23 protein-coding genes are annotated in these 24256 nt (G+C 41.7%); 6 read left to right on the forward strand and 17 right to left on the reverse strand.

Going from position 1 to position 24256, the window contains the following annotated elements; translation table 11 throughout:
• Positions 1-130 precede the first annotated feature (130 nt).
• The 13 genes from acnA to trmJ form a co-directional block, all read right to left on the reverse strand.
• A complete protein-coding gene (gene acnA / locus HII16_RS13520) occupies positions 131-2887 on the reverse strand; it encodes an aconitate hydratase AcnA (RefSeq protein ID WP_348981424.1) in 2757 nt (918 codons plus the stop codon).
• Positions 2871-3047: a hypothetical protein gene (locus HII16_RS13525; RefSeq protein WP_169130880.1), complete on the reverse strand. Its 177-nt coding sequence runs from the start codon at positions 3045-3047 to the stop codon at positions 2871-2873. The genes acnA and HII16_RS13525 overlap by 17 nt, the downstream gene beginning before the upstream one ends.
• Before the next feature lie 57 nt (positions 3048-3104).
• Positions 3105-4091, reverse strand: coding sequence for a protease modulator HflC (hflC, locus tag HII16_RS13530; protein WP_169130882.1), 987 nt, complete (start codon positions 4089-4091; stop codon positions 3105-3107).
• Positions 4088-5074 (reverse strand): FtsH protease activity modulator HflK, encoded by a 987-nt coding sequence (gene hflK / locus HII16_RS13535; protein WP_248289633.1) that lies wholly within the window; start codon positions 5072-5074, stop codon positions 4088-4090. The genes hflC and hflK overlap by 4 nt, the downstream gene beginning before the upstream one ends.
• A gap of 522 nt (positions 5075-5596) precedes the next feature.
• Positions 5597-5935 carry an ISC system 2Fe-2S type ferredoxin gene (gene fdx, locus HII16_RS13540; protein WP_169130884.1) on the reverse strand — a complete coding sequence of 113 codons (339 nt, stop codon included), beginning with the start codon at positions 5933-5935 and terminating at the stop codon, positions 5597-5599.
• A 2-nt stretch (positions 5936-5937) separates the two neighbouring features.
• Positions 5938-7803: a Fe-S protein assembly chaperone HscA gene (gene hscA, locus HII16_RS13545; protein WP_169130886.1), complete on the reverse strand. Its 1866-nt coding sequence runs from the start codon at positions 7801-7803 to the stop codon at positions 5938-5940.
• A 26-nt stretch (positions 7804-7829) separates the two neighbouring features.
• Complete coding sequence (hscB, locus tag HII16_RS13550; protein ID WP_135439457.1) at positions 7830-8354, reverse strand: co-chaperone HscB; 525 nt, start codon at positions 8352-8354, stop codon at positions 7830-7832.
• Between the two features lie 49 nt (positions 8355-8403).
• Complete coding sequence (gene iscA, locus HII16_RS13555; protein WP_135439456.1) at positions 8404-8727, reverse strand: iron-sulfur cluster assembly protein IscA; 324 nt, start codon at positions 8725-8727, stop codon at positions 8404-8406.
• Positions 8728-8730: 3 nt separating this feature from the next.
• On the reverse strand, positions 8731-9114 hold the full coding sequence (gene iscU / locus HII16_RS13560; protein WP_135439455.1) for a Fe-S cluster assembly scaffold IscU: 384 nt from the start codon (positions 9112-9114) through the stop codon (positions 8731-8733).
• Positions 9115-9145: 31 nt separating this feature from the next.
• Positions 9146-10360 (reverse strand): IscS subfamily cysteine desulfurase, encoded by a 1215-nt coding sequence (locus HII16_RS13565; RefSeq protein WP_135439454.1) that lies wholly within the window; start codon positions 10358-10360, stop codon positions 9146-9148.
• Positions 10361-10390: 30 nt separating this feature from the next.
• Positions 10391-10897, reverse strand: coding sequence for a Fe-S cluster assembly transcriptional regulator IscR (gene iscR, locus HII16_RS13570; RefSeq protein WP_135439453.1), 507 nt, complete (start codon positions 10895-10897; stop codon positions 10391-10393).
• A gap of 224 nt (positions 10898-11121) precedes the next feature.
• Positions 11122-11928, reverse strand: coding sequence for a serine O-acetyltransferase (cysE, locus tag HII16_RS13575; RefSeq protein WP_135439452.1), 807 nt, complete (start codon positions 11926-11928; stop codon positions 11122-11124).
• Between the two features lie 23 nt (positions 11929-11951).
• Positions 11952-12686, reverse strand: a complete 735-nt coding sequence (trmJ, locus tag HII16_RS13580; RefSeq protein WP_135439451.1) for a tRNA (cytosine(32)/uridine(32)-2'-O)-methyltransferase TrmJ — start codon at positions 12684-12686, stop codon at positions 11952-11954.
• A gap of 341 nt (positions 12687-13027) precedes the next feature.
• On the opposite strand from trmJ, the gene suhB reads away from it, so the two are divergent.
• A complete protein-coding gene (suhB, locus tag HII16_RS13585) occupies positions 13028-13834 on the forward strand; it encodes an inositol-1-monophosphatase (RefSeq protein ID WP_169130888.1) in 807 nt (268 codons plus the stop codon).
• A gap of 45 nt (positions 13835-13879) precedes the next feature.
• Here the strand turns inward: suhB and HII16_RS13590 are convergent, their stop codons facing one another.
• Positions 13880-15226, reverse strand: a complete 1347-nt coding sequence (locus tag HII16_RS13590) for a M24 family metallopeptidase (RefSeq protein ID WP_169130890.1) — start codon at positions 15224-15226, stop codon at positions 13880-13882.
• A 108-nt stretch (positions 15227-15334) separates the two neighbouring features.
• On the opposite strand from HII16_RS13590, the gene cobA reads away from it, so the two are divergent.
• Complete coding sequence (gene cobA, locus HII16_RS13595) at positions 15335-16198, forward strand: uroporphyrinogen-III C-methyltransferase (RefSeq protein ID WP_169130892.1); 864 nt, start codon at positions 15335-15337, stop codon at positions 16196-16198.
• A gap of 289 nt (positions 16199-16487) precedes the next feature.
• Here cobA and HII16_RS13600 read toward each other — a convergent pair whose 3' ends face one another.
• Positions 16488-17876 carry a TIGR00366 family protein gene (locus HII16_RS13600; protein WP_169130894.1) on the reverse strand — a complete coding sequence of 463 codons (1389 nt, stop codon included), beginning with the start codon at positions 17874-17876 and terminating at the stop codon, positions 16488-16490.
• 549 nt (positions 17877-18425) lie between these two features.
• Between HII16_RS13600 and HII16_RS13605 the strand changes: the two genes are divergently transcribed.
• From HII16_RS13605 to HII16_RS13620, 4 genes are all read left to right on the forward strand, one after another.
• The gene (locus HII16_RS13605) at positions 18426-18941 is read left to right on the forward strand and encodes a hypothetical protein (protein ID WP_169130896.1); all 516 of its coding nucleotides are present in this window, start codon (positions 18426-18428) and stop codon (positions 18939-18941) included.
• Positions 18942-18969: 28 nt separating this feature from the next.
• Positions 18970-19665, forward strand: coding sequence for an aspartate/glutamate racemase family protein (locus HII16_RS13610; RefSeq protein WP_169130898.1), 696 nt, complete (start codon positions 18970-18972; stop codon positions 19663-19665).
• Between the two features lie 101 nt (positions 19666-19766).
• The gene (locus HII16_RS13615; RefSeq protein ID WP_169130900.1) at positions 19767-20300 is read left to right on the forward strand and encodes a hypothetical protein; all 534 of its coding nucleotides are present in this window, start codon (positions 19767-19769) and stop codon (positions 20298-20300) included.
• A gap of 15 nt (positions 20301-20315) precedes the next feature.
• Positions 20316-21131: a hypothetical protein gene (locus HII16_RS13620; RefSeq protein WP_169130902.1), complete on the forward strand. Its 816-nt coding sequence runs from the start codon at positions 20316-20318 to the stop codon at positions 21129-21131.
• A gap of 57 nt (positions 21132-21188) precedes the next feature.
• Here HII16_RS13620 and HII16_RS13625 read toward each other — a convergent pair whose 3' ends face one another.
• On the reverse strand, positions 21189-23078 hold the full coding sequence (locus tag HII16_RS13625) for a DUF3857 and transglutaminase domain-containing protein (protein WP_169130904.1): 1890 nt from the start codon (positions 23076-23078) through the stop codon (positions 21189-21191).
• A gap of 225 nt (positions 23079-23303) precedes the next feature.
• On the reverse strand, positions 23304-24251 hold the full coding sequence (gene secF / locus HII16_RS13630) for a protein translocase subunit SecF (protein WP_135439440.1): 948 nt from the start codon (positions 24249-24251) through the stop codon (positions 23304-23306).
• Positions 24252-24256 lie beyond the last annotated feature (5 nt).

Here is a 24256-nt window from a genome sequence, read left to right on the forward strand (position 1 = left end):
CGACAAAACAAAAGTTGTGTGCATTAAACTCATTTACCAATGCAGCTATTTCTTTATTATTACTCGCGTGAGTAGGTAGCTCTGTTTAGCAAATGCTTAAGGGAAGCTACTTGACAGAAAATGTATGTATTCATAAAAACTGGCTTGCAACATAGGGCAAAACCCCTCCTGCAAGAAAGTAATCTAGTTCCAAGGCGCTATTAATGCATAACACTACAGGTATAGTTACAGCACCATTAATATCATCATTTTTCGCTGAATATATAATAAGTTGTAACGTCTGATTAGGTATTAATTGGTGTTTGCTTCCATCGCCTTCGACTACAACATCTACTTTTTCATCACCTGTCAACTGTAAACTTGCTAACGACGTTTTATTAGGTAACTGCAATGGCATGATACCCATGCCAACGAGATTACTTCGATGAATACGTTCAAATGATTCTGCAATTACCGCTTTAACACCAAGTAGTTGGCAACCTTTAGCTGCCCAATCTCGACTTGATCCGGTTCCATATTCTTTACCCGCAAAAATCACCAAGGGAATGTTAGTTTTTGCGTAATACTCACTTGCTTCAAAAATTGAGATATGTGCTTTGTTTTGCAATTGTTTGTTATCAAAAATCCTCGTTATTCCCCCTTGTTCCGGTGCAATAATCTTATTCTGTAGTCTGTTATTAGCAAACGTGCCTCGCACCATCACCTCATGATTACCGCGCCGAGCGCCATAACTATTAAATTGCTCTGGTGTAACATCTTTAGTGATCAGATATTTGCCAGCGGGGCTATACGGGCTAATTTGTCCCGCTGGGGAGATATGGTCTGTCGTAATGGAGTCGCCAAAAATTGCTAAAATGTTAGCTGATTTGATTTTGATTGGACCATGGACTTGATTGCAACTATTAAGCCCTTCATGGTCTGTTTGCGCTAATAACTCGAGAAAAGGAGGTTGAATAATATAAGTCGAATGACTATCCCATGAATAACAATCGGTATTTTTTACAGGTAGTTCTTCCCATGAAGAGTCGCCGATTAGCATTTCTTGATATGATAATGCGTAACTCTCTTTGGTTATCGAGAGCATTGCCTTATTGACTAAATCATCACTTGGCCAAATATCTCGTAAAAACGTCGGTTGACCATTCTTGTCGGTACCCAGAGGCTCATTGTCAAAATTGATACGAGTATGGCCTCTTAAAGCAAATGCAATAACAAGCGGAGGGGACATCAGCCAGTTTAATCGAACTGAGGGGTGAATACGGCCTTCAAAATTACGGTTTCCAGATAAAACAGCACCTACATTTAGATTACCTTCGCTAATTTGCTGTTCTATATCAGGGTCTAGTGGCCCAGAGTTACCGATACAAGTTGTACAACCAAAGCCAATACAATTAAAACCTAATTTATCCAAATATTGTTGTAAACCAGTGCTATCAAGATAACGAGCAACAACTTGAGAACCCGGCGCTAACGATGTTTTTACATTAGGGTTAATCTTCAGCCCTCGTTCAACGGCTGCTTTTGCCAATAACCCTGCCTGCAACATTACTTTCGGGTTGGAGGTATTAGTACAGGAAGTAATCGCCGCGATGACAATATCTCCGCAGCTTAATGGCCTTGGTCTATAAGGTAAACTCTCTCTAGCAGGACAATGCCAATCAAGTTCGCTTACTTCTCTAGTCACTCGTTTAATGGTATTGAGTGGAAAACAATCTTGTGGTCGCTTTGGCCCTGCAACCGAAGGCTCTATTGTGTTAAGGTCTATGACAATATTTTCAGGGTATGTTGCATTAGCCTTAGAATCTTCATTCCATAATTTTTGTGCTAATGCATATGTGTGAACACGTTCAACTAAAGCCGATGAACGATTAGTAAGCTTTAAGTACTCAATAACTTCATTATCAATGTGAAATAGACCACAGGTCGCTCCATATTCAGGAGCCATATTGGCAACCGTTGCTCTGTCGGCGATACTTAATTTGGAAACACCGGAACCATAAAACTCAACGAATTTGCCAACGACACCATAGTTTCTCAATATTTGAGTGATAGTTAAGACTAAATCAGTTGCCGTGGTACCGACTTGCATTTTTCCTAGCAATTTAACGCCTACTATTTGAGGAGTATTTATACTCAATGGTTGGCCTAACATTGCGGCTTCGGCCTCAATACCTCCGACTCCCCAACCAAGCACCCCCAAGCCATTTATCATCGTCGTATGACTATCAGTACCGACCAATGTGTCTGGAATTAATACATTAACTTCATCTCTAACTACTTGTGCTAAATATTCGAGATTGACCTGATGGCAAATGCCACGCCCTGGTGGGATAATAGTTAAATTACTGAATGAGGCTTGTGCCCATTTTAAGAATTGGTAACGCTCATGATTTCTTTCCATCTCACGTTGTTGATTATGCGTTAATGCATTGGGGCTTCCAGCCAGATCTACAATAAGTGAATGATCTATTACTAAATCAACGGGGCATACGGGATTTATAATAGTAGCGTCACCGTCTTTATCTGCGATTGCATCTCGCATTGCTGCCAGATCAACTAATGCAGGCACGCCTGTATAGTCTTGCATTAATACACGACTGGGGAAAAATGGAAATTCAAAGTCAGCTGGAGATGTTGACGCAACTATATTTTTGATTGTTTTGACAACATTTTGATAATTAAAAGTGTCATTAGCTGTGCAGTTTCTAAGGAAGTTTTCCAAAAATATCTTGGTAATAAATGGTAGATCATCCAAATTGAACTGAAAATCTTCAGCAAGCTTGTTTAGTGACCAGTAGTAATTAATCTTACCTTTATTGTGTTTGTTATTGTCAATTAAACGCGTTAAGTACCTTTCTTGCCATGCGGCTTTATTTATTGGAATCACTGGATTGCTCCTTAGGAACATCTTGATCTAACGCTGCAACATTCAATGCATCTTGAAAGTTATTAAAGCGTAATTGTTTGTAGCAATAAACCTTCTTGTACTCGCAAAAAATACCGTACTTTTCCATAAATACTCGTTGGTCATTAAGTGAAGTCATCATCAGCTCTCCAAAACACGTTAAAAGTAAAAAGTCATCTTAAGCAAGTAAATCGCTTAGCTATTTAGCTTGTATTGTTTTGCCTGTTCTATTAATACCGTTGATAAATTTAAATAGGTCACTGTCTGTTGACATAACCAGCGTTGTATTGTCTGAAATTATTTCAGGATAGGCGCGCATGGTGCGGGTAAACTGATAAAGACGAATTGCTTCAGGGCTCTGGCTGTAAGACATAGCATAAATATCAGCGGCCTGCGCATCAGCTAAACCTCTTATGGTTTCAACTTCTTTATACGCCTCAGATTGTATTTTATTGAGATCTCTCTTTCGATTACCCCGTATTCTTGCCGCTTCACCATTACCTTCGGATAAAAATCGCTCTGCAATTTGTCTGCGTTCACTGATCATACGGTCGTAAATTTTAGGACGTACACTTTCGTTGTAATTAATGCGCTTAAAACGAATATCCAGCAATTCAATGCCAAACACTTTGACTTTCTCTGCTGCGGCAGTAAATATCTCTTGTTCAACCCATTTTCGACCTTTTTTAATAGGCACTAAATTACCCATTTTTAACTCTATTTCAGCCTTGGTCAGCATTGTATCGCGAAGTGGTTGGCGATCATTAGTGGTACGTATAATTTCTATTAATTCATGTTTTGCCACCGCATTACGCGTTTCGCTCCCTAATATGTCATCAAGCCGCGATTGCGCACTACGCTCGTCTCGCAGCCTTAAAAAGTACTGGAGAGGATCGGTAATTCGCCAGCGAGCAAAAAGATCGACTGAAATATATAACTTATCTTTAGTTGGCATATCGGAGGGGGCTCCATCCCATTCTAATATACGCTTATCAATGGCGTTTACAGATTGAATGAAAGGCATTTTTGCGTTTAAGCCAGCCGTCATTACTGGTTCGCCAATTGGTTTACCAAACTGGGTAATGATCACTTGTTCCACTTCATCTACGGTATAAAGCGATTGCTGTACTGTAATAGCTAAACACGCTAGTACGATCAGGAAAATAGTAGTCTTTTTGGAGATCATCGCTTTTCTCCTATTTTTAACATTTTATTTGATTGTTCAAGGTTAAGCAGTGGCAATATACTGCTTGTTGATTTATCTATAATGATTTTAGAGTGCACTTGAGGTAGCACTTGCTGCATGGTTTCAATATAAATACGACGAAGCGTCACTTCTGGCGCTTTAACATATTGAGCAAGCAAGGCATTAAATCGAGCAACATCACCTTCAGCTTCATTAATGCGTTTTAATCGATAACCATCCGCTTCACGAATTCGTTGATCTTTTTCACCTAACGCTAAAGGAATAACTTTGTTGTAGTCTCTCCTTGCCTCGTTGATCAGCTTTTCCTTCTCTTGCTGCGCTTGATTCACTTCATTAAAAGATTCTTGTACCGGTTTAGGAGGGTTAATATTCTTTAACTGTACTTGATCAATGCTAATGCCCATAGTGTATTTAGTTGAAAGAGCTTGCATCTTTATCAGTGCTTGTGATTCTATTTCTTGGCGACCAATAGTAATAACTTCATCAACGGTTCGATCACCAACCACTTCACGCATGACCGATTCAGAAACATACCTAAGTGTTTCACTAGGCTCCCTGACTTCAAATAAAAATTTCACGGGATCCAAAATACGATACTGCACCACCCACTCAACTAAGGCCGCATTGAGATCGCCGGTGACCATTTGAGTTTCGCGTTGAATATCTTTATTTTTACTATTTTGGTATGGGTCTTGTGCACCTGACGTTGTAAAACCAAACTCTTGCTTTAACTGACGTTTTACTGGAACAATTGTTGCTGATTCAATACCAAAAGGGAATTTAAAATGCAGGCCAGGTGGTACCTCCCTTGCGTATTTTCCAAATCGTTTAACGACTGCGATAGAATCACTTGGAATGGTGTAAACCGATGTCCAAACAGTAAAACCTAAAAACACAATGAGTATCGTTAAGAAGAAATTTAACAGACTTCCGCCGGGTAAAAAGCGTTGAAATTTAGACATTCCATCACTTAATAACTTGTCTAAGTCTGGTGGAGGTGGCGATTTATCGCCCCATGAGCCTCGAGAAGGAGGTTCGGCATTAGCAGGCATAATAACGCCCTCTGAATAAATGACCATGATTGATCACTTAACCTTATATATGGGGTCAAAAAACAGACAATCAAGAGGGGAAGGTTCCTAATTATTTTATTATTGGGTACCTATAAGTATTCATTAAGCTATTTTGTCATACACAGTATCTGCCTAACTTAGTTCGGACGTTTATCCTTACAAACTAATTTACATGTGAAAGTTAACAAGACAATTGGCCGCCTAAGCCAAATTCGACTGGAAAGTTAACGAGAACAGTTGGAGGAATAATCCCTTTTCAGACATTATGTCCGATCAAAAGGGGTAATGACATTACAGCCATTACCCTCTAATTTATCCCAAAGTGAGCAAACGAACACAGCTTTGCTCAATAAAAACTAAAACATCATATTTTCAATCACTTATGACATTTTTACCTAAATAAACCATAGGTTAACTCGATTCGCTTACCATATTCACCGTGTATTTTGGTATTTCAACAACCAAATCTTCATCGGCAATAATGGCCTGACAACCCAAGCGAGATTCAGGCTCTAAGCCCCATGCTTTATCAAGCATATCGTCTTCAAGCTCATCGCTTTCTTGCAATGAATCAAAACCTTCACGGATGATCATATGACAGGTTGTACATGCACACACTTTTTCACAAGCGTGTTCTACTGGGATGTCGTTTTTTAACGCGACATTTAATACCGTCTCACCGGTATCAGCTTCGACTGCTAAACCGTCTGGACATAATTCCTCATGAGGAAGAAAGATAATTTGTGGCATGATTAAACCTCATCTACCGAATGGCCAGCCAACGCCTCGCGAATGGACGAGTCCATGCGACGTTCAGCAAATATGGCCGTAACTTTATCAACCGACTCAATTGCTGCTTCAATAGCGGCAATATCATCACCTTGACTGATTTTAATTAATTCGTTTAATGCTCCGTTGATGGCATTTAGCTCACCTTCGGACAGTAATCGACTTGCATCTGCGGCTACCGCTGCAGTCACGCTCTCGTGTACTCGGGCAGCTTCGACTTGCTGTTCTTTCAACATTCGTGCGTCCATATCCCCTTTGGCGTGAGCCATAGAGTCTTTTAACATTTGCACGATGTCATCTTCTTGCAAACCAAACGAAGGTTTCACTTCGATTGACGCTTCAACACCGGTCGATTTCTCCATGGCGCTAACACTTAGCAAACCATCCGCGTCGACTTTAAAGGTGACACGAATATGTGCGGCACCAGCGGTCATTGCCGGAATATCACGCAATTCAAATCGCGCTAATGAACGACAGTCTTCAACCAACTCACGTTCACCTTGAACAACATGAATCGCCATCGCCGTTTGACCATCTTTGAAGGTGGTAAACTCTTGTGCTCTAGCAACCGGAATGGTGGTATTGCGAGGAATAACCTTCTCAACCAATCCACCCATGGTTTCTAAGCCTAAACTTAACGGCGTCACATCAAGCAATAACATTTCGCTTTCAGGCTTGTTACCAACTAAGATATCCGCTTGTATCGCCGCACCTACCGCAACCACTTTGTCTGGGTCAATTGAGGTTAATGGTTGGCGTTGGAAAAACTTGCCGACTTCTTCACGCACCAAAGGCACTCGTGTTGAGCCACCAACCATAATGACTTCAAGCACTTGCTTATTGCTAACGCCGGCATCTTTTAATGAACGACGACAAGCACGCAAGGTTTTGCTGACCAAAGGTTTCACTAGCTCATCAAACTGACCACGAGTTACCTCAAATTGACACGACTCGCCGTTTTCTAGGGTAAGCAGGCATTCGGTCACAGGTGCTGCAGACAAACGCTCTTTTACCGACGTTGCTTGCATCAATACCTGACGTTCCATTTCATGTGAAAGTGGACGGGTTAAACCAGCTTGGCTGACAATAAAGTCAGATAAAGCATGGTCAAAATCATCGCCGCCTAGCGCAGAATCACCGCCGGTGGCCATCACTTCAAAGACACCTTTATTTAGGCGCAAAATAGAAATATCAAATGTACCTCCACCTAGGTCATAAACGGCAATAACGCCTTCTTGACCACTATCAAGACCGTAAGCGACGGCAGCGGCCGTCGGTTCATTAAGCAGTCGCAGTATATTTAAACCAGCTAGGGTTGCTGCATCTTTGGTACTTTGTCGTTGCGCATCATCAAAGTAAGCAGGTACGGTAATAACCACACCTTGTAATTCACCGCCTAACGACATCTCGGCACGTTCAGCCAAGGTCTTTAATATGTCAGCCGATACCTGCACAGGGTTTTTGATCCCTTGGCGGGTTTCAATTGAAGGGTGAGATGCATCGCCACAAAAGTTATATGGCAATGATGGATACTTTTGCTGAATATCTTGCAACGAACGACCAATCAAGCGTTTCGCCGAAACAATGGTATTTTGTGGGTCACTAATGGCTTGTGCTTTGGCTTTATCACCAACCAAAACGTCTTTGCTTTGATAGCTCACAATCGATGGTAAGATATCGTTTCCTTGGGAATCAACCAAGGTCTTCGGTAGACCACTCATAACACTGGCGACCAGTGAATTCGTCGTACCTAAATCGATACCTGCTGCCAGTTTGTGTTGATGCGGAACACTGCTTAGTCCCGGTTCAGCGATTTGTAATAATGCCATAGCTAATATTCGTACTCTTTGCCGTTCTAATCGAACAGCTTGTCTTCAATTCGTTCAAGCTCTATCTGTAATTTTTGATAAAACTTTAGCTTTCTCAGGGTTTCAGCCGCTGCTTTGTTATCGCTTTCGCTGTTGCTTACAATGCTCGCTTTAAGCTGCTGCCATAAACTTTGTGATTGGATATCGAGCGTTTCTTGTGCGGCAAACAACGCCGAATCAGGATCACTGGCATGTTCGACCTCACCAAGCATTTCCCTTAGCTCCATTTGCTGCATCAAAAATTCAACATCAGCAAAGCTTTGTTGTTCCGACGGCAGTTCGACACCACGTTGGGTCAGCAAATATTCACCGCGAGCAATAGGTTGCTTTAAGGTTTGGAAAGCATCATTGATTTCTGCAGACTTTTGCACCGCAATCATTTGTTCTTGAGCAGAAGAATGTGCAAAACGGTCCGGGTGGACCGTTTTTTGTAGTGCTTGATAAGTTGCAGATAGCTCTGCCAGATCGAGCTCAAAGTTGGCCTCAAGACCAAACAATTGAAAATAATCCAAAGTGTTATTCTCTTTTACAGAATAAAATCAACTGAAAGTTGCGATTTCATTACACGCTGAAGCTTTCACCACATCCACATTCGCCTTTGGCGTTTGGATTGGTAAATTTAAAACCTTCGTTCAAACCTTCTTTGACGAAGTCTAATTCAGTACCATCAAGATGGACTAATGACTTACCATCAATGATGATTTTAACGCTATCTATATTAAACACAGCGTCATCAGGATTAACTTCATCAACAAACTCCAACACATAGGCCAGACCTGAACAGCCTGTCGTTTTTACACCAAGACGCAGGCCTACACCTTTGCCTCGGTTTAGCAAAAACGTTTTTACGCGCTCAGACGCCGCTGGCGTCATAGAAATTGCCATAGCTTAGTCTTCTTTCTTCGCTTTGTAATCGTCGATTGCTGCTTTGATTGCATCTTCGGCTAAAATCGAACAATGAATTTTAACTGGTGGTAACGCTAATTCTTCAGCGATTGCGGTGTTTTTGATTTCCGCAGCTTCGTCAATAGACTTACCTTTAACCCACTCAGTAACCAATGAGCTAGAAGCAATAGCAGAACCACAACCGTAGGTTTTGAATTTTGCGTCTTCAATGATACCTTGCTCATCAATTTTTAATTGCAACTTCATTACGTCACCACATGCTGGTGCGCCTACCATACCGGTTGCAACGCTAGGGTCGTTTTTATCAAATGAACCTACGTTACGTGGATTCTCGTAATGATCGATAACTTTTTCACTATAAGCCATAATTTACCTCTGAATTCTTTTCACTAATTACCTAGTGACCAACCCACTCTACTTTGTCTAAATCAACACCGTCTTGGAACATTTCCCATAGTGGTGACATGTCACGTAAGTGATTAATTGCATTTTTAATAAGTTCTATTGCGTAATCCACTTCTTCTACCTTGGTGAACCGACCAAAGCTGAAACGGATTGAACTGTGCGCTAACTCGTCGTTAAGACCAAGAGCACGCAGCACATAAGATGGTTCTAAACTTGCTGACGTACAGGCTGAACCTGACGATACTGCCAAGTCTTTCAATGCCATAATTAATGATTCGCCTTCAACAAAGTTAAAGCTCACATTCAGGTTACCTGGGTAACGTTGACTGAAATCACCGTTAACGAATACTTGGTCCATTTCTTTGATACCAGCCCATAAACGATCACGCATAGCCGTTACATGCTCAAGATCTTGTTGCATATCTTCTTTGGCAACTCGACATGCTTCACCAAAACCAACGATTTGGTGAGTCGGCAATGTACCACTGCGCATACCACGCTCGTGACCACCACCGTGTGTTTGTGCTTCTAAACGGATGCGAGGCTTACGACGAACAAACAATGCACCGATACCTTTTGGACCGTACATTTTATGTGCCGAAATCGACAGTAAATCAACTTTCAATGCTTGCATATCTACCGGAATTTTACCGACTGATTGTGCCGCATCTACATGGAATACGATTTTACGAGAACGACATAGCTCGCCAATTGCTGCAACATCTTGAATGACACCGATTTCATTGTTCACGTGCATGATAGAAACAAGCACGGTGTCATCACGCATTGCCGCTTCTAACTTAGCTAAATCGATTAGACCATCAGCTTCTGGGTCTAGGTAAGTTACTTCAAAACCTTGACGCTCAAGTTCACGACAGGTATCAAGTACGGCTTTATGCTCAGTTTTACAGGTAATAACGTGCTTACCTTTTTTGCTGTAAAAATTAGCAGCGCCTTTAATCGCTAGGTTATCTGATTCTGTTGCACCAGAGGTGAATACAATTTCACGAGGATCGGCATTGATTAAATCAGCAATTTGATTTCGAGCGATATCAACTGCTTCTTCTGCTTGCCAACCAAACTTGTGCGAGCGAGACGCTGGGTTGCCAAAAATGCCATCATTGGTCATGTATTGCACCATCTTATCAGCAACACGTTTGTCTACTGGCGTTGTTGCTGAATAATCTAGGTAAATAGGTAACTTCATCAAAAATTCTCTCTTACGTAAACGGGTGTATTACCACTCGTTAATAATGCTTTTCGTTGATATCACGGTTCCGACGGGTTTTTGCTGGTGATTACTAATGTATTCAGCATCCTGACGTTCCGAAACTTGCTGTACATCGCCTTGATTTACTAGCTCACTTAAAGTGATACCGCTTAGAAAATCAGCAATGCGTTCACTTAAATCGTTCCACAAATTGTGGGTTAAACATTTATGGCCGCCTTGACAGTTGCCTTGGCCTTGACATCGAGTCGCATCGACACTCTCATCAACGGCACTTATCACATCGGCAACAGCAATCTTTGCTGAACAGCGACCTAGGCGGTAACCGCCACCAGGACCTCGCACACTGCTAACCAAGCCATGTTTACGTAGCTTTGAAAACAGCTGCTCTAAATAAGACAGCGAGATACCTTGCCTTTCAGATATATCCGCCAAAGGCACAGGACCACTTTCAGCATGGATAGCAACATCCAGCATAGCAGTAACGGCATAGCGACCTTTAGAAGTCAGTTTCATGTTCTCAACCTGAAGTAAAATGCTCTAACCATAGCAATTTTGCTATTACATTATTGTTACAGTTAAAGGGAGTATTTAGCGCAAAAAATGTGGCAAAATGTAGCCTGTATGTATTAATCACAGCGCATTTTACTTATCCATACAAAATAGTCAACTAAATACCCACATAAAATAGTCAAACTAATACCTGACCATTTTACTAAGGAATTACTGTTACGGCAAGTTTAAATTTTAGGATCAAACTTTTCTTGTTCGGATTGACGACGTTTGGCGGCACTTTTTTCAGCTTCGGCAAACTCGGTGACATGTAATTCAGGCAGTTCGTCTTCGCAAACATTACCACCTAATTTATTTAATTCGCAGGTCATTTCCTGCAATTTTGCGTCCATCAGATTGACGTGATCAAGCACTCGACCAATGGCTTTGGCAACCGGATCTGGATTATCTTCTGATACAGCGTAAGCATCAAAACCATATTTACTGGCTAATTCATTACGCTTGTCTTGCTCGGCATCATGACCATTGCTAACCACACGCCCGGGAATACCAACCACGGTCGCGCCGCTTGGCACATCTTTAACAACCACAGCGTTAGAACCAATTCTGGCATTCGCACCAACACTTAACGGCCCTAATACTTTTGCGCCGGCACCAATAACCACATTATTACCTAAGGTAGGATGACGTTTACCGGCATCCCAACTGGTACCACCTAATGTGACGCCATGGTAAATCGTACAATCATCGCCAATCTCAGCGGTTTCACCAATAACGATACCCATGCCATGATCAATAAAAAAGCGACGACCAATGGTTGCACCAGGGTGAATTTCCACACCGGTAACCCAACGTATTAAGGTTGAAACTATGCGCGCCAGTAATTTCAGATTTTTTTGCCATAACCAAGACGATAGACAATGCCCCCAAATGGCATGAAGCCCCGGATAGTTGGTAAGCACTTCAAACGTGGTTCGAGCCGCTGGGTCGCGGTCAAATACGCTTTTTATATCTTCTCTAATTCTGGCAAACATAGTTGTCCTAATTTAGTTGCTGCTTATTTTACCGACTTATCGATTGACGCTAAAATGCCGCGAAGCATTTTTAGCTCTTTGCCATCAGGTCGGGCACGGTTAAACAAACGACGTACTTTCGTCATGATCATGCCTGGATGCTTCGGCTGAATAAAGCCAGTTTTTTCCATCGCTGATTCAAAATGCTGATAAAAACGTTCCGTTTCATCGACCAAAGGATACTGCTCTTCGCTGTCTTGCTCTGGCTTAGGTTGATGCTGAGCGTCAACACTTTGCAAATAGTTCACGCGTACTTCATAACTTAACGTTTGTACTGCCATCGCTAGATTCAATGAGCTGTATTCAGGGTTTGCCGGAATACATACATGATAATGACAAAGTTGTAATTCATCATTGGTTAAGCCACTGCTTTCCCGACCAAACACCAAAGCGACAGGGTACGTCTGCCCTTCTTCGACCATTTTGGCACCGCACTCTCTTGGCTCAAGCATAGGCCAAGGTAAGGTGCGCGAGCGAGCACTGGTGCCAACAACCAAACCACAATCGGTGATTGCTTCTTCTAATGTGCTTACCACTTTAGCATTGGCTAATACATCTGTCGCACCCGCCGCCAAAGCTTGCGCTTGGCCGTTCGGCATTTCCATAGGATCAACCAAATACAGGTTTTTCAGGCCCATGGTTTTCATCGCCCGAGCAGCGCTGCCCATATTGCGGCAATCAGAGGTGTTTACCAGTACAATTCGAACGTTATCTAACATAATTTGTTTCTTGATTTGGAAAATTGCCGCGATTTTAACACAGCACAAGATTTCCTGTCGTTAAAATTAGCATATTTCGTTAACAAAAAAGATCAAAATTATTTGCTCCGATTAGAGCATTTATTTATGACACCTTGCTTTTGTTTATAAAAAGTAAAAGCCTTGTTAGCAAAGGGGTTAAGTTGAAAATACCTATGATTGAACTATAACTATTAGCCAACTTCCAACAGTTTTGATCCTCTATCGCTTTTTTAATTCGCATTTGTTATACTGCGCGCCGTTTTGCAGACCAGCGAATGAGACTGGTCAAAATTGTTCTTTCTAAAATAAGGTAGTCACACATGCATCCAATGCTGAATATCGCTGTGCGCGCTGCGCGTAGTGCCGGTAACGTTATTGCTCGCACTTTTGAGCAAACGGACAAGATAGAAATAGAAGCCAAAGGTAGCAACGATTTTGTTACTAATGTTGATACACAAGCTGAGCAGATCATCATCGATACTATTTTAAAGTCGTATCCTGATCATTCTATCATTTCTGAAGAACGCGGTATTATTGCGGGTAAAGATGCTGACTACCAATGGGTCATCGATCCTCTTGATGGTACCACCAACTTTGTTAAAGGCATTCCTCACTTTGCCGTATCTATTGCCCTTAAAGTTAAAGGCAAACTAGACCAAGCCGTTATTTACGATCCAATCCGTGGTGAATTATTCACCGCCAGCCGTGGTAAAGGCGCACAACTGAATAATGTGCGTATTCGCGTAAACAATATGAAAGAACTAAACGGTACCGTATTGGCTACCGGCTTCCCTTTCAAACAAAAAGCCAGCATTGATGCCTACCTTGGTATGTTCAAAGACTTATTCGCGAAAACCGCTGACATGCGTCGAGCAGGTTCTGCGGCGCTTGATTTAGCTTATGTTGCGGCAGGTCGTATTGATGGTTACTTTGAACTTGGCCTAAAACCTTGGGATACCGCTGCTGGTGAACTATTGGTTATTGAAGCGGGTGGTTTGGTTTGCGACTTTACCGGTGGCAACAACCACGCTAAAAGTGGTAATACCGTTGCAGCAAACGCTCGCGTATTAAAGAATATCCTAACCGATATTCGTCCTCACCTTACGCCGGCGATGAAAAAGCTGTAATCACAAAATAGATTCAATAAAAAAGGCTGCAGATGCAGCCTTTTTTTATTTGTAGTTAATTAAAATTAGATTGTTTTGCCTTGGCACCAAATACTCAACTTTATCGCCATTATAAAAAGCGTTTTCTTCGAGCATTATCATCACGTCTTTTTGCCACTCCTTAACAAAGGTTGTGACATTCAATTCAATTGAATACGCCGCATCAGGATATAACTTACGGTCGCCATCGCCCGCGACACCATGCTGAGAATCCCACTTACCTATAGTGGTACCTGCGCCATGGCCATGATAGCCAATTGGATGGGTATAGATCATAGGGCGCAAGCCAGCAAGCAAAGCCTGTTCTCGAGCACGGGATAAAATTTCATTACCACTGCGACCGGGTTTAAATTGCTTTAATAACAGGTCTTGTAATTTATTGCCTTCTCCCAGCGCCTGCTTTAAGTATCGCGGCGCGGTTTTTTCTTGCGCTTTTAATACATAGGCATGTTGCTGAATATCGCTATTGAGGCGTAAATAATGAATGCCAAAATCTACATGCAACAAATCACCTGGCATAATGATTTCGTCAGGGTTTTGGCTTACCCCCATTTTTTTGTATTTGCGCTGCAAACGAATCGCAGGTTGAAACCAGGTATCGAGCCCTAAACCATTTACGCGCTCACGAAACCACCACACCAAATCACCAATAGTGGTTTTACGTGGACGTATGACTTTGGTCGAAAAGCCCTCATGAATAATGGCCTTGGTTAAGCCAACCAAATTGCGATGCATTTCGACCTCTTCATCAATACGGGTATCTAGCCAGCTCACCGCCAACTCTTCAGCCGACACTAAACGTTGCGATAAATTCGCGGGTAAATGACGCTGCAATAATTGTTTATCACTTGCAGCTAACCCATCGGCAAGACCATATGTATCTGACACATTAATACCAATGCGATTTGGTTGATAGCGGTCTATCAGTTTTACCAGCGCTTGCATTTGATTGGGTTCGGCGGTTTTATCCCATGCTTTTTTAAACACCCCTGATACATCATAGGTAGATATCGCTTCTGCACGCACTCCCTGCTCTTTACCTAGGTCGGTAAACACTAAAATGGTTCTGCGACGGGCACCAAACCAATCGCCAGGTAGCATGGTTTCTATAACAGGATCTTCGTTATATTCACGAGAGATTAATACCCACATATCAATATTTGAACGGCGCATTAATTGTGGCAACAAGGTTTCAACGCGTTTTTGTAAGATTTGATCAACCACCTCAGCGCGTTGCTGTAATGGCAAGATGTTGAATTTCTTAACTAAGTCATCACTTTGCTGGGCTATGGAGATAAAACTAAGTGTCAGCAAAGCAACGACACTTAATAACTTTTTAACATATAAAAGCACAATACGATTCTTTATGGTTATTAATATCAAGGTATAGTTACCCCAAGATTAACAACTTCAACACATATTGCAATGACCGGCACCGCATAGCCTGTCTTAAGATGACTAATGGATTCACTAACTAAAATTCAGGCTAAATCACAATTTGTTGCTGGCGAAGTTGCACTGATAGGTGCAGGCCCAGGCGACGCCGAATTATTGACCATAAAAGCGATGCGCTTTTTGCAGCAAGCTGACGTCATTATTTATGATCGTTTGGTTAGTCGTGAGATTGTCAATTTAACCCCAGCTAATTGCCAGCGTTTGTATGTTGGTAAAGCCGTACACAAACAATGTGTCAGCCAGCAAGAGATCAATAACACCTTACAGGAAAAAGCCAAGCAAGGTCTAAAAGTCGTGCGTTTAAAAGGCGGTGACAGCTTTATCTTTGGCCGCGGCTCTGAAGAAATCGATTACTTACTTGAACACAATGTCAGTTGTCACATTATCCCTGGTATCACCGCTGCCAGTGGCGCGACGACTTACGCAGGTATTCCATTAACCCACCGTGACGTTGCTTACAGCTGCAGTTTTATCACAGGCCATTTTAAACACGATGGTGAGCTTGATTTGCCTTGGCACGAATACGTCAACAGTAAGCAAACCTTGGTGTTTTACATGGGCATTGGTAACGCCGGCATTATCGAATCTAAATTGCTAGAGCACGGGAAAAGCCCTGATACACCAGTGGCGATTGTTTATCGAGGTACACAAAACAGTCAACAAGTTTGGCGCACCACGCTTGCAAAAATAAACCAGTGCATTGATGACAACAACATCAAAGCACCAAGCCTTATCGTGATGGGTGCTGTTGTAGACGTTTTACAACAGCATCAACTATCAAGCAAACAACCAGCATACTTTTTAGGTAAAGAGGCTGAACACGCCAAGAACAGAACTTCCAAAATCGCATCAATGAAAAATTATGCGTAACTTTTTGCCAGGGTATTAACCCTGGCTTTTTTTATACATGGATGTATTTATACCCGGAAGGCAGGATAGCCTGAGAGGGTATTTATCATGGATGTATTTATACCCGGAAGGCAGGATAGCCTGAGAGGGTATTTATCATGGATGTATTTATGCCCAGAAGCAGAACTCACCAAAGTACAAAATAGCACCGTCAGAAGGTACAACCTTCAGCCATGAAGCCACTTGCATTAGCACTTCCTGCGCATCATTTAATATAGAAAACCTCTAAGTACGTACTCTCATATAGTTGTTAAAAAGGAAAATGAATAGATAACACAATAAATACTGAAGCGAGTAGCAAGATTTTAATCATTAACGGCATGATAAATCGTAACCAAGCGATGTAAGGTACTCTGCCTAATGCTAGTCCGCCCATGAGAAGAGCACTGGTTGGTACAAACATATTCGTAAAACCATCGCCAAACTGAAATGCCAGCACCGCCGTTTGCTGTGGGACACCTGTTAATGTAGCGAGAGGCGACATGATAGGCATGGTCACAAACGCCTGACCAGAGCCCGAAGGAATAAAGAAATTACATAGCGATTGTACAAGTAACATGCCAATACCTGATATTTCAGCCGGAACACCCTGTAGTAATTGCGCAACACTATTTACAATACTATCGAGAATTTGCCCATCGGCTAAAACAACGGATATGGTGCGGGCGAAACCAACAATTAAAGCTGCACCAATCATAAGGCTTGCACCTTTGAGGAAAGCTTCACTGGTGTTTGTAGCACCTAAACGACCTATCATTGCTGCCGCTAAACCAATACCTAAGAATATGGTATTTAACTCGGTGATATACCAACCATATTTAGCGGAGCCCCAAATAAAGAGCCCTATTCCAGCCATAAAAACAATGAGTATCATTGTTCTTGTAAGATTCATTTTGGTGTCATCGGGAGGTGTAAAACCGTCGTCATAATTAACGTCGGTAAGTAGGCTTTTACTGGGATCGTTTTTAACTCGCATGGCATAACGATAGGTATGATGAAACCCCAGAGCCAAGAAAGCCAACATCATTAAAGCACGAATTTCCCAACCTGATGTTAATGGTATACCGGCAATGTTTTGAGCAATTAATACATTAAAAGGGTTTATACCAGCACAGCCCCAGCCTATACCATAAGGGATCCAAACCATCGCCATTGCGACCATCGCATCCATTCTCATCACCAAAGCCATAGATACAAGAATAGGTATTAATGGTACATATTCCTCCCCCATACCTATAGTAAATGAACCGAGGCCAAACATGGCAAAACAGCCCAATATTAATATACTTGGATTGTGTCCCATCTTGTGCACAGCCGACATTAATGCTGCATCGATGGCGCCGGTTTTACGTACGACTTCAATCACGCCACCGACAATAAAAATCAAAAATATAATATCGTGTGCTTCAGCCATTCCCTTAGTAATCGCATCGAGAAAATGCCATAAAGGTAAGCTTACATGCTCATCTGCTGGCAGCATATCATAGGTACCAGCAACGACAATTTCATGGCTAGGATTCTTTGTAAAAGGTTCACGCTCAAAGCTGCCTTGGGGAATAACAAAGGTGAGTAACTGCGCAAAAATAATAAAGGAAAAAATTAGAACCAAAGAGTCTATTTTAATGCCTGTAGCTTTCATAGTTATTCCAATGACTGTGCGTAATTTATAATTATTAAATACACTATACCCGCCACAATCATTGTGTAACAAGCTTTACTTGAACTGCTATCATGAAGCTATTTGTATTAGCAATAGCACATCCTGTGCGTCACCCGTCTTGTTTTTGCGTGGGTCCCCATCGGGTTTGAAGTAATAATGAAGGGAAGTTTTGTGCCATTTTGAGTCATCCACACAATTAGAAAAATAGCACCAAAGAAGCACGCACATTATCAAAACAGTAAACCGTCATCCCACCATGTTTTTGGGTGGGATGACGTACAAGGAAGTACAAATGCCGATGGATTCAGGATGATTGTTTTCCTTAGGTGACGGCGCTTTTTTTCTAAACCTTGATCGGGCAGCAATTCGCTCACACCAGACATTAACCTTTTCAACAAGTTATCGTCAATACCGAGTTGAACACAGGCAATTGATGACAGACAAACCTATTTACATTTAATCTTTGAATATCGATGCTGCGATCAAGTACAGTAAAGGTAATACAATATTAGGTATTAGATGCTCACTATGGACAACAACAAAAATACAATTTATCTCGTCACCACAGTTAGTTTCTTCTATATCTGGTCGACCTTGTTATGGCAATATTTTAATGGTGGCGTCGAAGCTCATTACTTATTACAAAACAAAGACTTACCAAGGATATCAAATGCTTGGGGTGGTATCGTCTTACCGTTAATCACCTATGTGTTAATGAATTTAATTTATAAGCAGACACCCGTATCAAAATACGTGTGGTGGCAAGCCGCTGCGGCGTTTACCTATGGAGTGATTTTATCGATTACCTTTAGTATGGGCTTAACCGCCATATCTTCGATGTTGGCGCCGCTCATTTTTGCTATCGCTATCTTTGTGCCTATCTATAAACCGCAGTTTATACTGGGTTTTATCCTTAGCATGTCGTTCACCTTTGGTACGATATTACCTGCCATATTTGCTACGGTGTTTGCGCTATCTGGCTGGGTTATTTATAAACTTGTGCGATTCGTTTGGTCTAAACTGACGGCAACTAAACAGGCTTAGCCTGTTATTGCATTGTAGGTAACTTGATATGAAAACCGTCGGTTTATTAGGTGGCATGAGCTGGGAAAGTACGCAAACCTATTATCAGCTCATTAACCAGGGGATTAAACACCAGCTTGGCGGCTTACATTCGGGCAAAATCATTTTATACAGCGTCGACTTTGCTGAGATTGAAGCACTGCAGCACAACGATGGCTGGCTGCAAGCTGCCGAGCGTCTTAGCGATGCCGCGATGGGTGTGCAAGCTGCCGGTGCCGACTTTTTAATGATTTGTACTAACACCATGCATAAAGTGTTTGATCAGGTGCAAGAGAACATCGATATCCCGATGTTGCATATCGCCGATGCTACCGGTGAACAACTTCAAGCCATGGGCATAACAAAAGTCGGCTTACTTGGCACCGCCTTTACCATGGAGCAAGATTTTTATAAGTCGCGGCTTACCAATAAGTTCGCCATTGATGTGGTGATCCCCAATAAAAACCAACGGGATTTGGTACACAATGTCATTTACCAAGAACTATGCCAGGGCATTATCAACCATGATTCCAAACAGCAACACTTGCGCATTATCGAAGACTTAGCGAAACACGGTGCACAAGCAGTGATTCTCGGCTGTACGGAAATAGGTTTACTGATACAGCAAGACGATTGCAACATCCCTCTGATAGATACCACAGACGTGCATGCTAATGCGGCAATAACAGCAATGCTGACACCATAATCGAATATATTTACGTCTGCCTAGATAATTTTTAGCTATTGACAATTAACTGCTTTCAAACGAATATAAATGAGAATTATCACTAATACAATAACACACGGATGTCGTTCAAAAAGCTTATTTCAATTTGCCTTTGCTGCACTGTCAGCCTATTAAGTGGCTGCGTATCTTCGTCTTATGTCGCCAGTTTTGGTGCCAAATCATTACATGGTTCAGTGCTAAACGATGAGCCGCAACAAAGCATTGAAATTGCCATCAAAGATTCCGACCGAAAAGTTTCTGGATTTCTGTTTGCACACGGTCATTTTTTTCCATACAGCAATCTCATTCATGAGCAAGACGGTGAGCGAGTCGGCACACTTGAATTTGGATACGACGATATCGTCTGGTTATCAGACAGCAAAGGCTATTTGTTAACGGAGCTAAATAGTAAGCCTATTCGCTTCGAAGTGATTAAAAGCGGTGCTCGACTGCAATTTATTCATGATTATCGCGCTTGGCATGGATACCCGGCACAAAGCTTAATGTTATTTACCATACCCGCGGATATCATTTTTAGTGTTGCTGTTGTGCCAGCGATGATTATTGCCACTCCATTTATCGATGAAGAGTCATCACCCCCCCCACAAAGTTAATTAAAGGATAAACAGATGCTAGATGTTAAACACAGTCGCTATGCTGTGCTTTTAGCTGTGTTATTAATGACAGGATGCTATGAGAGAAAAGATGTTGAAGATATTAAAGAAGATGACAGCGTACATCTAGATTGGCAAATTAGTCGTGTCTACGACAGTTCAACTAATAAAGAACAAGAACAAGAACAAGAACAAGAACAAGAGCTGGATGAAATATCCTTTTATTTTAAAGTTGAAATAAAAGTAGGCAGCTTATATGTAGATGCCAACCACAATGATGGCTTGCTGTTGCATTTAGATGACCAACAAATCGATCTTGGTAAATACAACTTCAGCGAACTTTATGATGATTATGTTTATTATGAAGTTGCCATCGACGATGCTGATGATTTTGAACATGTCGAGATTACGTTAAAAACACCAGAGAAAACATTTCGCAGTAAACTTAAGTTACCTGAACGGTTTACTGTTGAAAACTCAGCAACGGCGGAAAGCTACGACCCTATATTGGATGATATTCATTTAACTTGGGATTCTGAGTTACCCTTTGCAACCGTTAAAGGAAAATTACATTACCAATATGACCAAGGTGTTGTTGGTTGTGAGCGAGAGGAATTCAGTGACGCAATCGAAAGCGGCAATGCCTACAGCATTATGATGGAAGATTTACACACAGGTTGCGACATAAAGGACTTATATACGGAAAGTATCCGTACCAGTATTAGTCTCGGTGGTGGTGACACGTTAACACCACAAATTAATGACTTTGAATACTATATTATTGATTTTAAACAAGGTTATAACTGGACTCGTAATATCCCAATGGATTAACCTTATTGCATTGTAAAAAAACGGCCTGCTGGCCGTTTTTTTATATGCGATGATTTATTAGCCGCCTACGCTCACGGTGGTAAATTGAAATATCACTTGCGAATTAAGGTTTTCATTAATTTTCATTAATGTTTTGCGCTGTGCATTAACCAAATCGGCAGAACATAGGTTACCTGGCGTTGTATCATTAACAAAACGCTTAACGGTTAACACATTACCTTCTTGTTCATAGCTTGCCTTAAACTCTATGTGGTTCTCATTGATGGCGAAGTTGTCTGGTTTTGCTAAAATTTTCAAGTTTTGTGGTAACTCATACACTAACTCTTCCTCAGAAAAACCATTCATACAGGCGATAACGTCTGTCACCAGCTCTTCTTGTGAATAATCTAAGTAATTAAACAACGCTCCAGAGGTTAGCACGAACGGGTACACATGAAAGCCACCGGCACCTGAACTTTGGATAAATTCTGGGCGTTCAAATTCAAAAGAGTAATTGAAATCGCTCTTCAGCGGCTTCGGATCATCTTTTGTAAGAGTCGCTTTACCAAGTTGGTTACGAGAACTAAAGGTACGTTCTAACCACTCTTTTTCTTGCTGCTCGGTGATCATCCGAAAGCTCGCGCGCAAATCTATAGCGGCTCGACCTTGGGCGGAAATTTGCAAATCGCCGGTTACCGAGCCATTGGCATTAATTGTCATTTTTGAGGTGAGCGATTGTTTGTTTTCACCAACTTTTGTCGCTGGCGTTTTCGCGACTTTATAACGCTCATCAATCATGATCACCGGTTTATCAGCAATGTTAAACGCTAAGCTTTCAAATGGCATGTGTGGGTTAGTTGAATCGATGAACATGTCCCACTCGGGTAAATAAGTAATTACGTGATTCACCGCAGATACCAGCGCCACATCAGGCAATACATATTGATTACCTGAGTTGATTAAAGCTTGGCTGCTATCGATGCCTTTGGCTTTGTAAAATGCCTCTAATAAAGTGGCATGATCTTTACAATCCCCCATACGATTATCAAGGATAAAATTGACATGGTGTGGCACCACAGCGCCAACACCAATACAGTTTCCGGCATAAGAAATATGAGTAGCTACCCACTCATACAGAGCTTTCGCCATTTGCTTTTTATCAACTAAATCTGCGGTAATATCATCCGCCAGCTTTTGTACTCGGTCGTTCACTTCAGCTTGCGGTAACGCTCTTTTGGCATAGGCATCAGCAACCTCTTGGTAAGAGGCAAAGGTTGAAACAATAAAGCCTTTCGATGTATTGGCGTTCCATGTTGAATAGTCGTTGCGTTTGCCTTTAATCGGCTTAGGGTTGCTGTAGCTGACACGAATAACTTTGCTATCCCCATCTTTAGTCACTGACTTTTCAACACCGTTAAACTGTTGATAGATGACGACATCATCCGGCATGCGAATGGTGATATTGAGTTCATCGTATGCGGTATGATCCCAAACACTCTCGGCAATGGCAAAATGCCCCGCAAACATAGGCTCTGTTTCAACTATTTTCGATTTCACGTAAATCGAATCATTGGCGTCTAACTCAGGAAAGACGACGGTTAGCGAGGTGCGATCAGAATATATTGCCTGACTGTCATTGTGACCGCGATTGATGCTTTCCTGATAATTGCCTTCAGGAACCATAACTTCACTGCCATCAGCATTGATGGTCTTGGCTTCAATGACCTTTAATTTTTCAATACTGGTACTGTAGTTAAAGCTATAATTTTTCAATTCTTTAGCGACATTATCATTTAATGCCAACACTTCAAGTTCAGTCGTACGCTCAACAGTAAAGTCTTCATTTACCGTATACTCGACATTGAGCTTTTTAATTTTCGACTGTAATTCAAGGTATTCAACAGACTCTGCAGCAAGACCAAAGCTAGCGCTCAAGGTAAGCGCACAACATACCTGGGATTTTTTCACATTTGCATCCTTTCTTATTGTTATTATTACTAAATCAGCATATAACGCGGGTGCTTATTTGAAAAGCCGAAAAGGTAAAATCAACAAGTTTTTTGTACTAAACAGCATTCGAATTTATTCATCGTCGCACCATACATCACGACAGCCCTCATATAGAAGACATAAAAAAACCAGCGCAAGCGCTGGTTTTTGGCATTCAATTAGGCTAATGCCCATAACTGTTCGTTATAGTGGAAAGCCTTCTTGGTCTTCGCCTTCTTTCTCGATAACTTCAGGGATCAGATCTTCTTTAGAAATACCTAAACCTAACGCTACGGTTGAAGCAACATAAATTGATGAGTAGGTACCAATGATGATACCGAACAATAACGCTGTCGCAAAACCGTGAATCAAGGCGCCGCCTTTAAAGAACAAGGCCAACAATACCAAGAACGTGGTCAATGATGTGATCATCGTACGTGATAGAGTCTGGGTCAGTGAAATATTAATCACTTCCTCAGGAGTGCCTTTACGAAGTTTACGGAAGTTTTCACGAATACGGTCTGATACAACAATGGTATCATTCAATGAATAACCTATTACCGCCAACACCGCCGCCAGTACGGTCAAATCAAACTCTAAGCCCAATATTGAAAACAAGCCTAAGGTTAGAATCACGTCATGTGCCAAGGCCGTTACCGAGCCCAAAGCAAAACGCCATTCAAATCGAAACGCAACATAGATAAGAATACAGATAAGTGCCGTTAGCATCGCTAAACCACCTTGCTCTGTTAACTCTTCACCTACTGACGAACCGACAAATTCGATACGACGCATTACCAATTCTTGGCCTGTGCCTTCGTTTAACATATCCATGATTTGATTGCCTAGCATTTCTGCTTTGACATCATCACGATAACCTAAACGAATAAGTACATCATTTGAACTACCAAATAGTTGCACTACCGCATCGTCATAACCGCCAGCTTCTAACACGCTGCGAACTTGTTTCAAGTCAGCAGATTGTTCAAAACCAACTTCAATTAATGTGCCACCAGTAAAGTCGAGTCCCCAGTTAAGCTTGTTAACAGACAGAGACACAAGTGATGCCACAACCAGCAGTAGACTGATCACTGACGTCACCTTACGGTAGGACATAAAGGCCACGGTTTCTTTAAGTTTTAATAATTGCATAACTT

Origin of the sequence: Thalassotalea sp. Y01, from assembly GCF_012932945.1 — a bacterium.
Lineage (GTDB): Bacteria > Pseudomonadota > Gammaproteobacteria > Enterobacterales > Alteromonadaceae > Thalassotalea_A.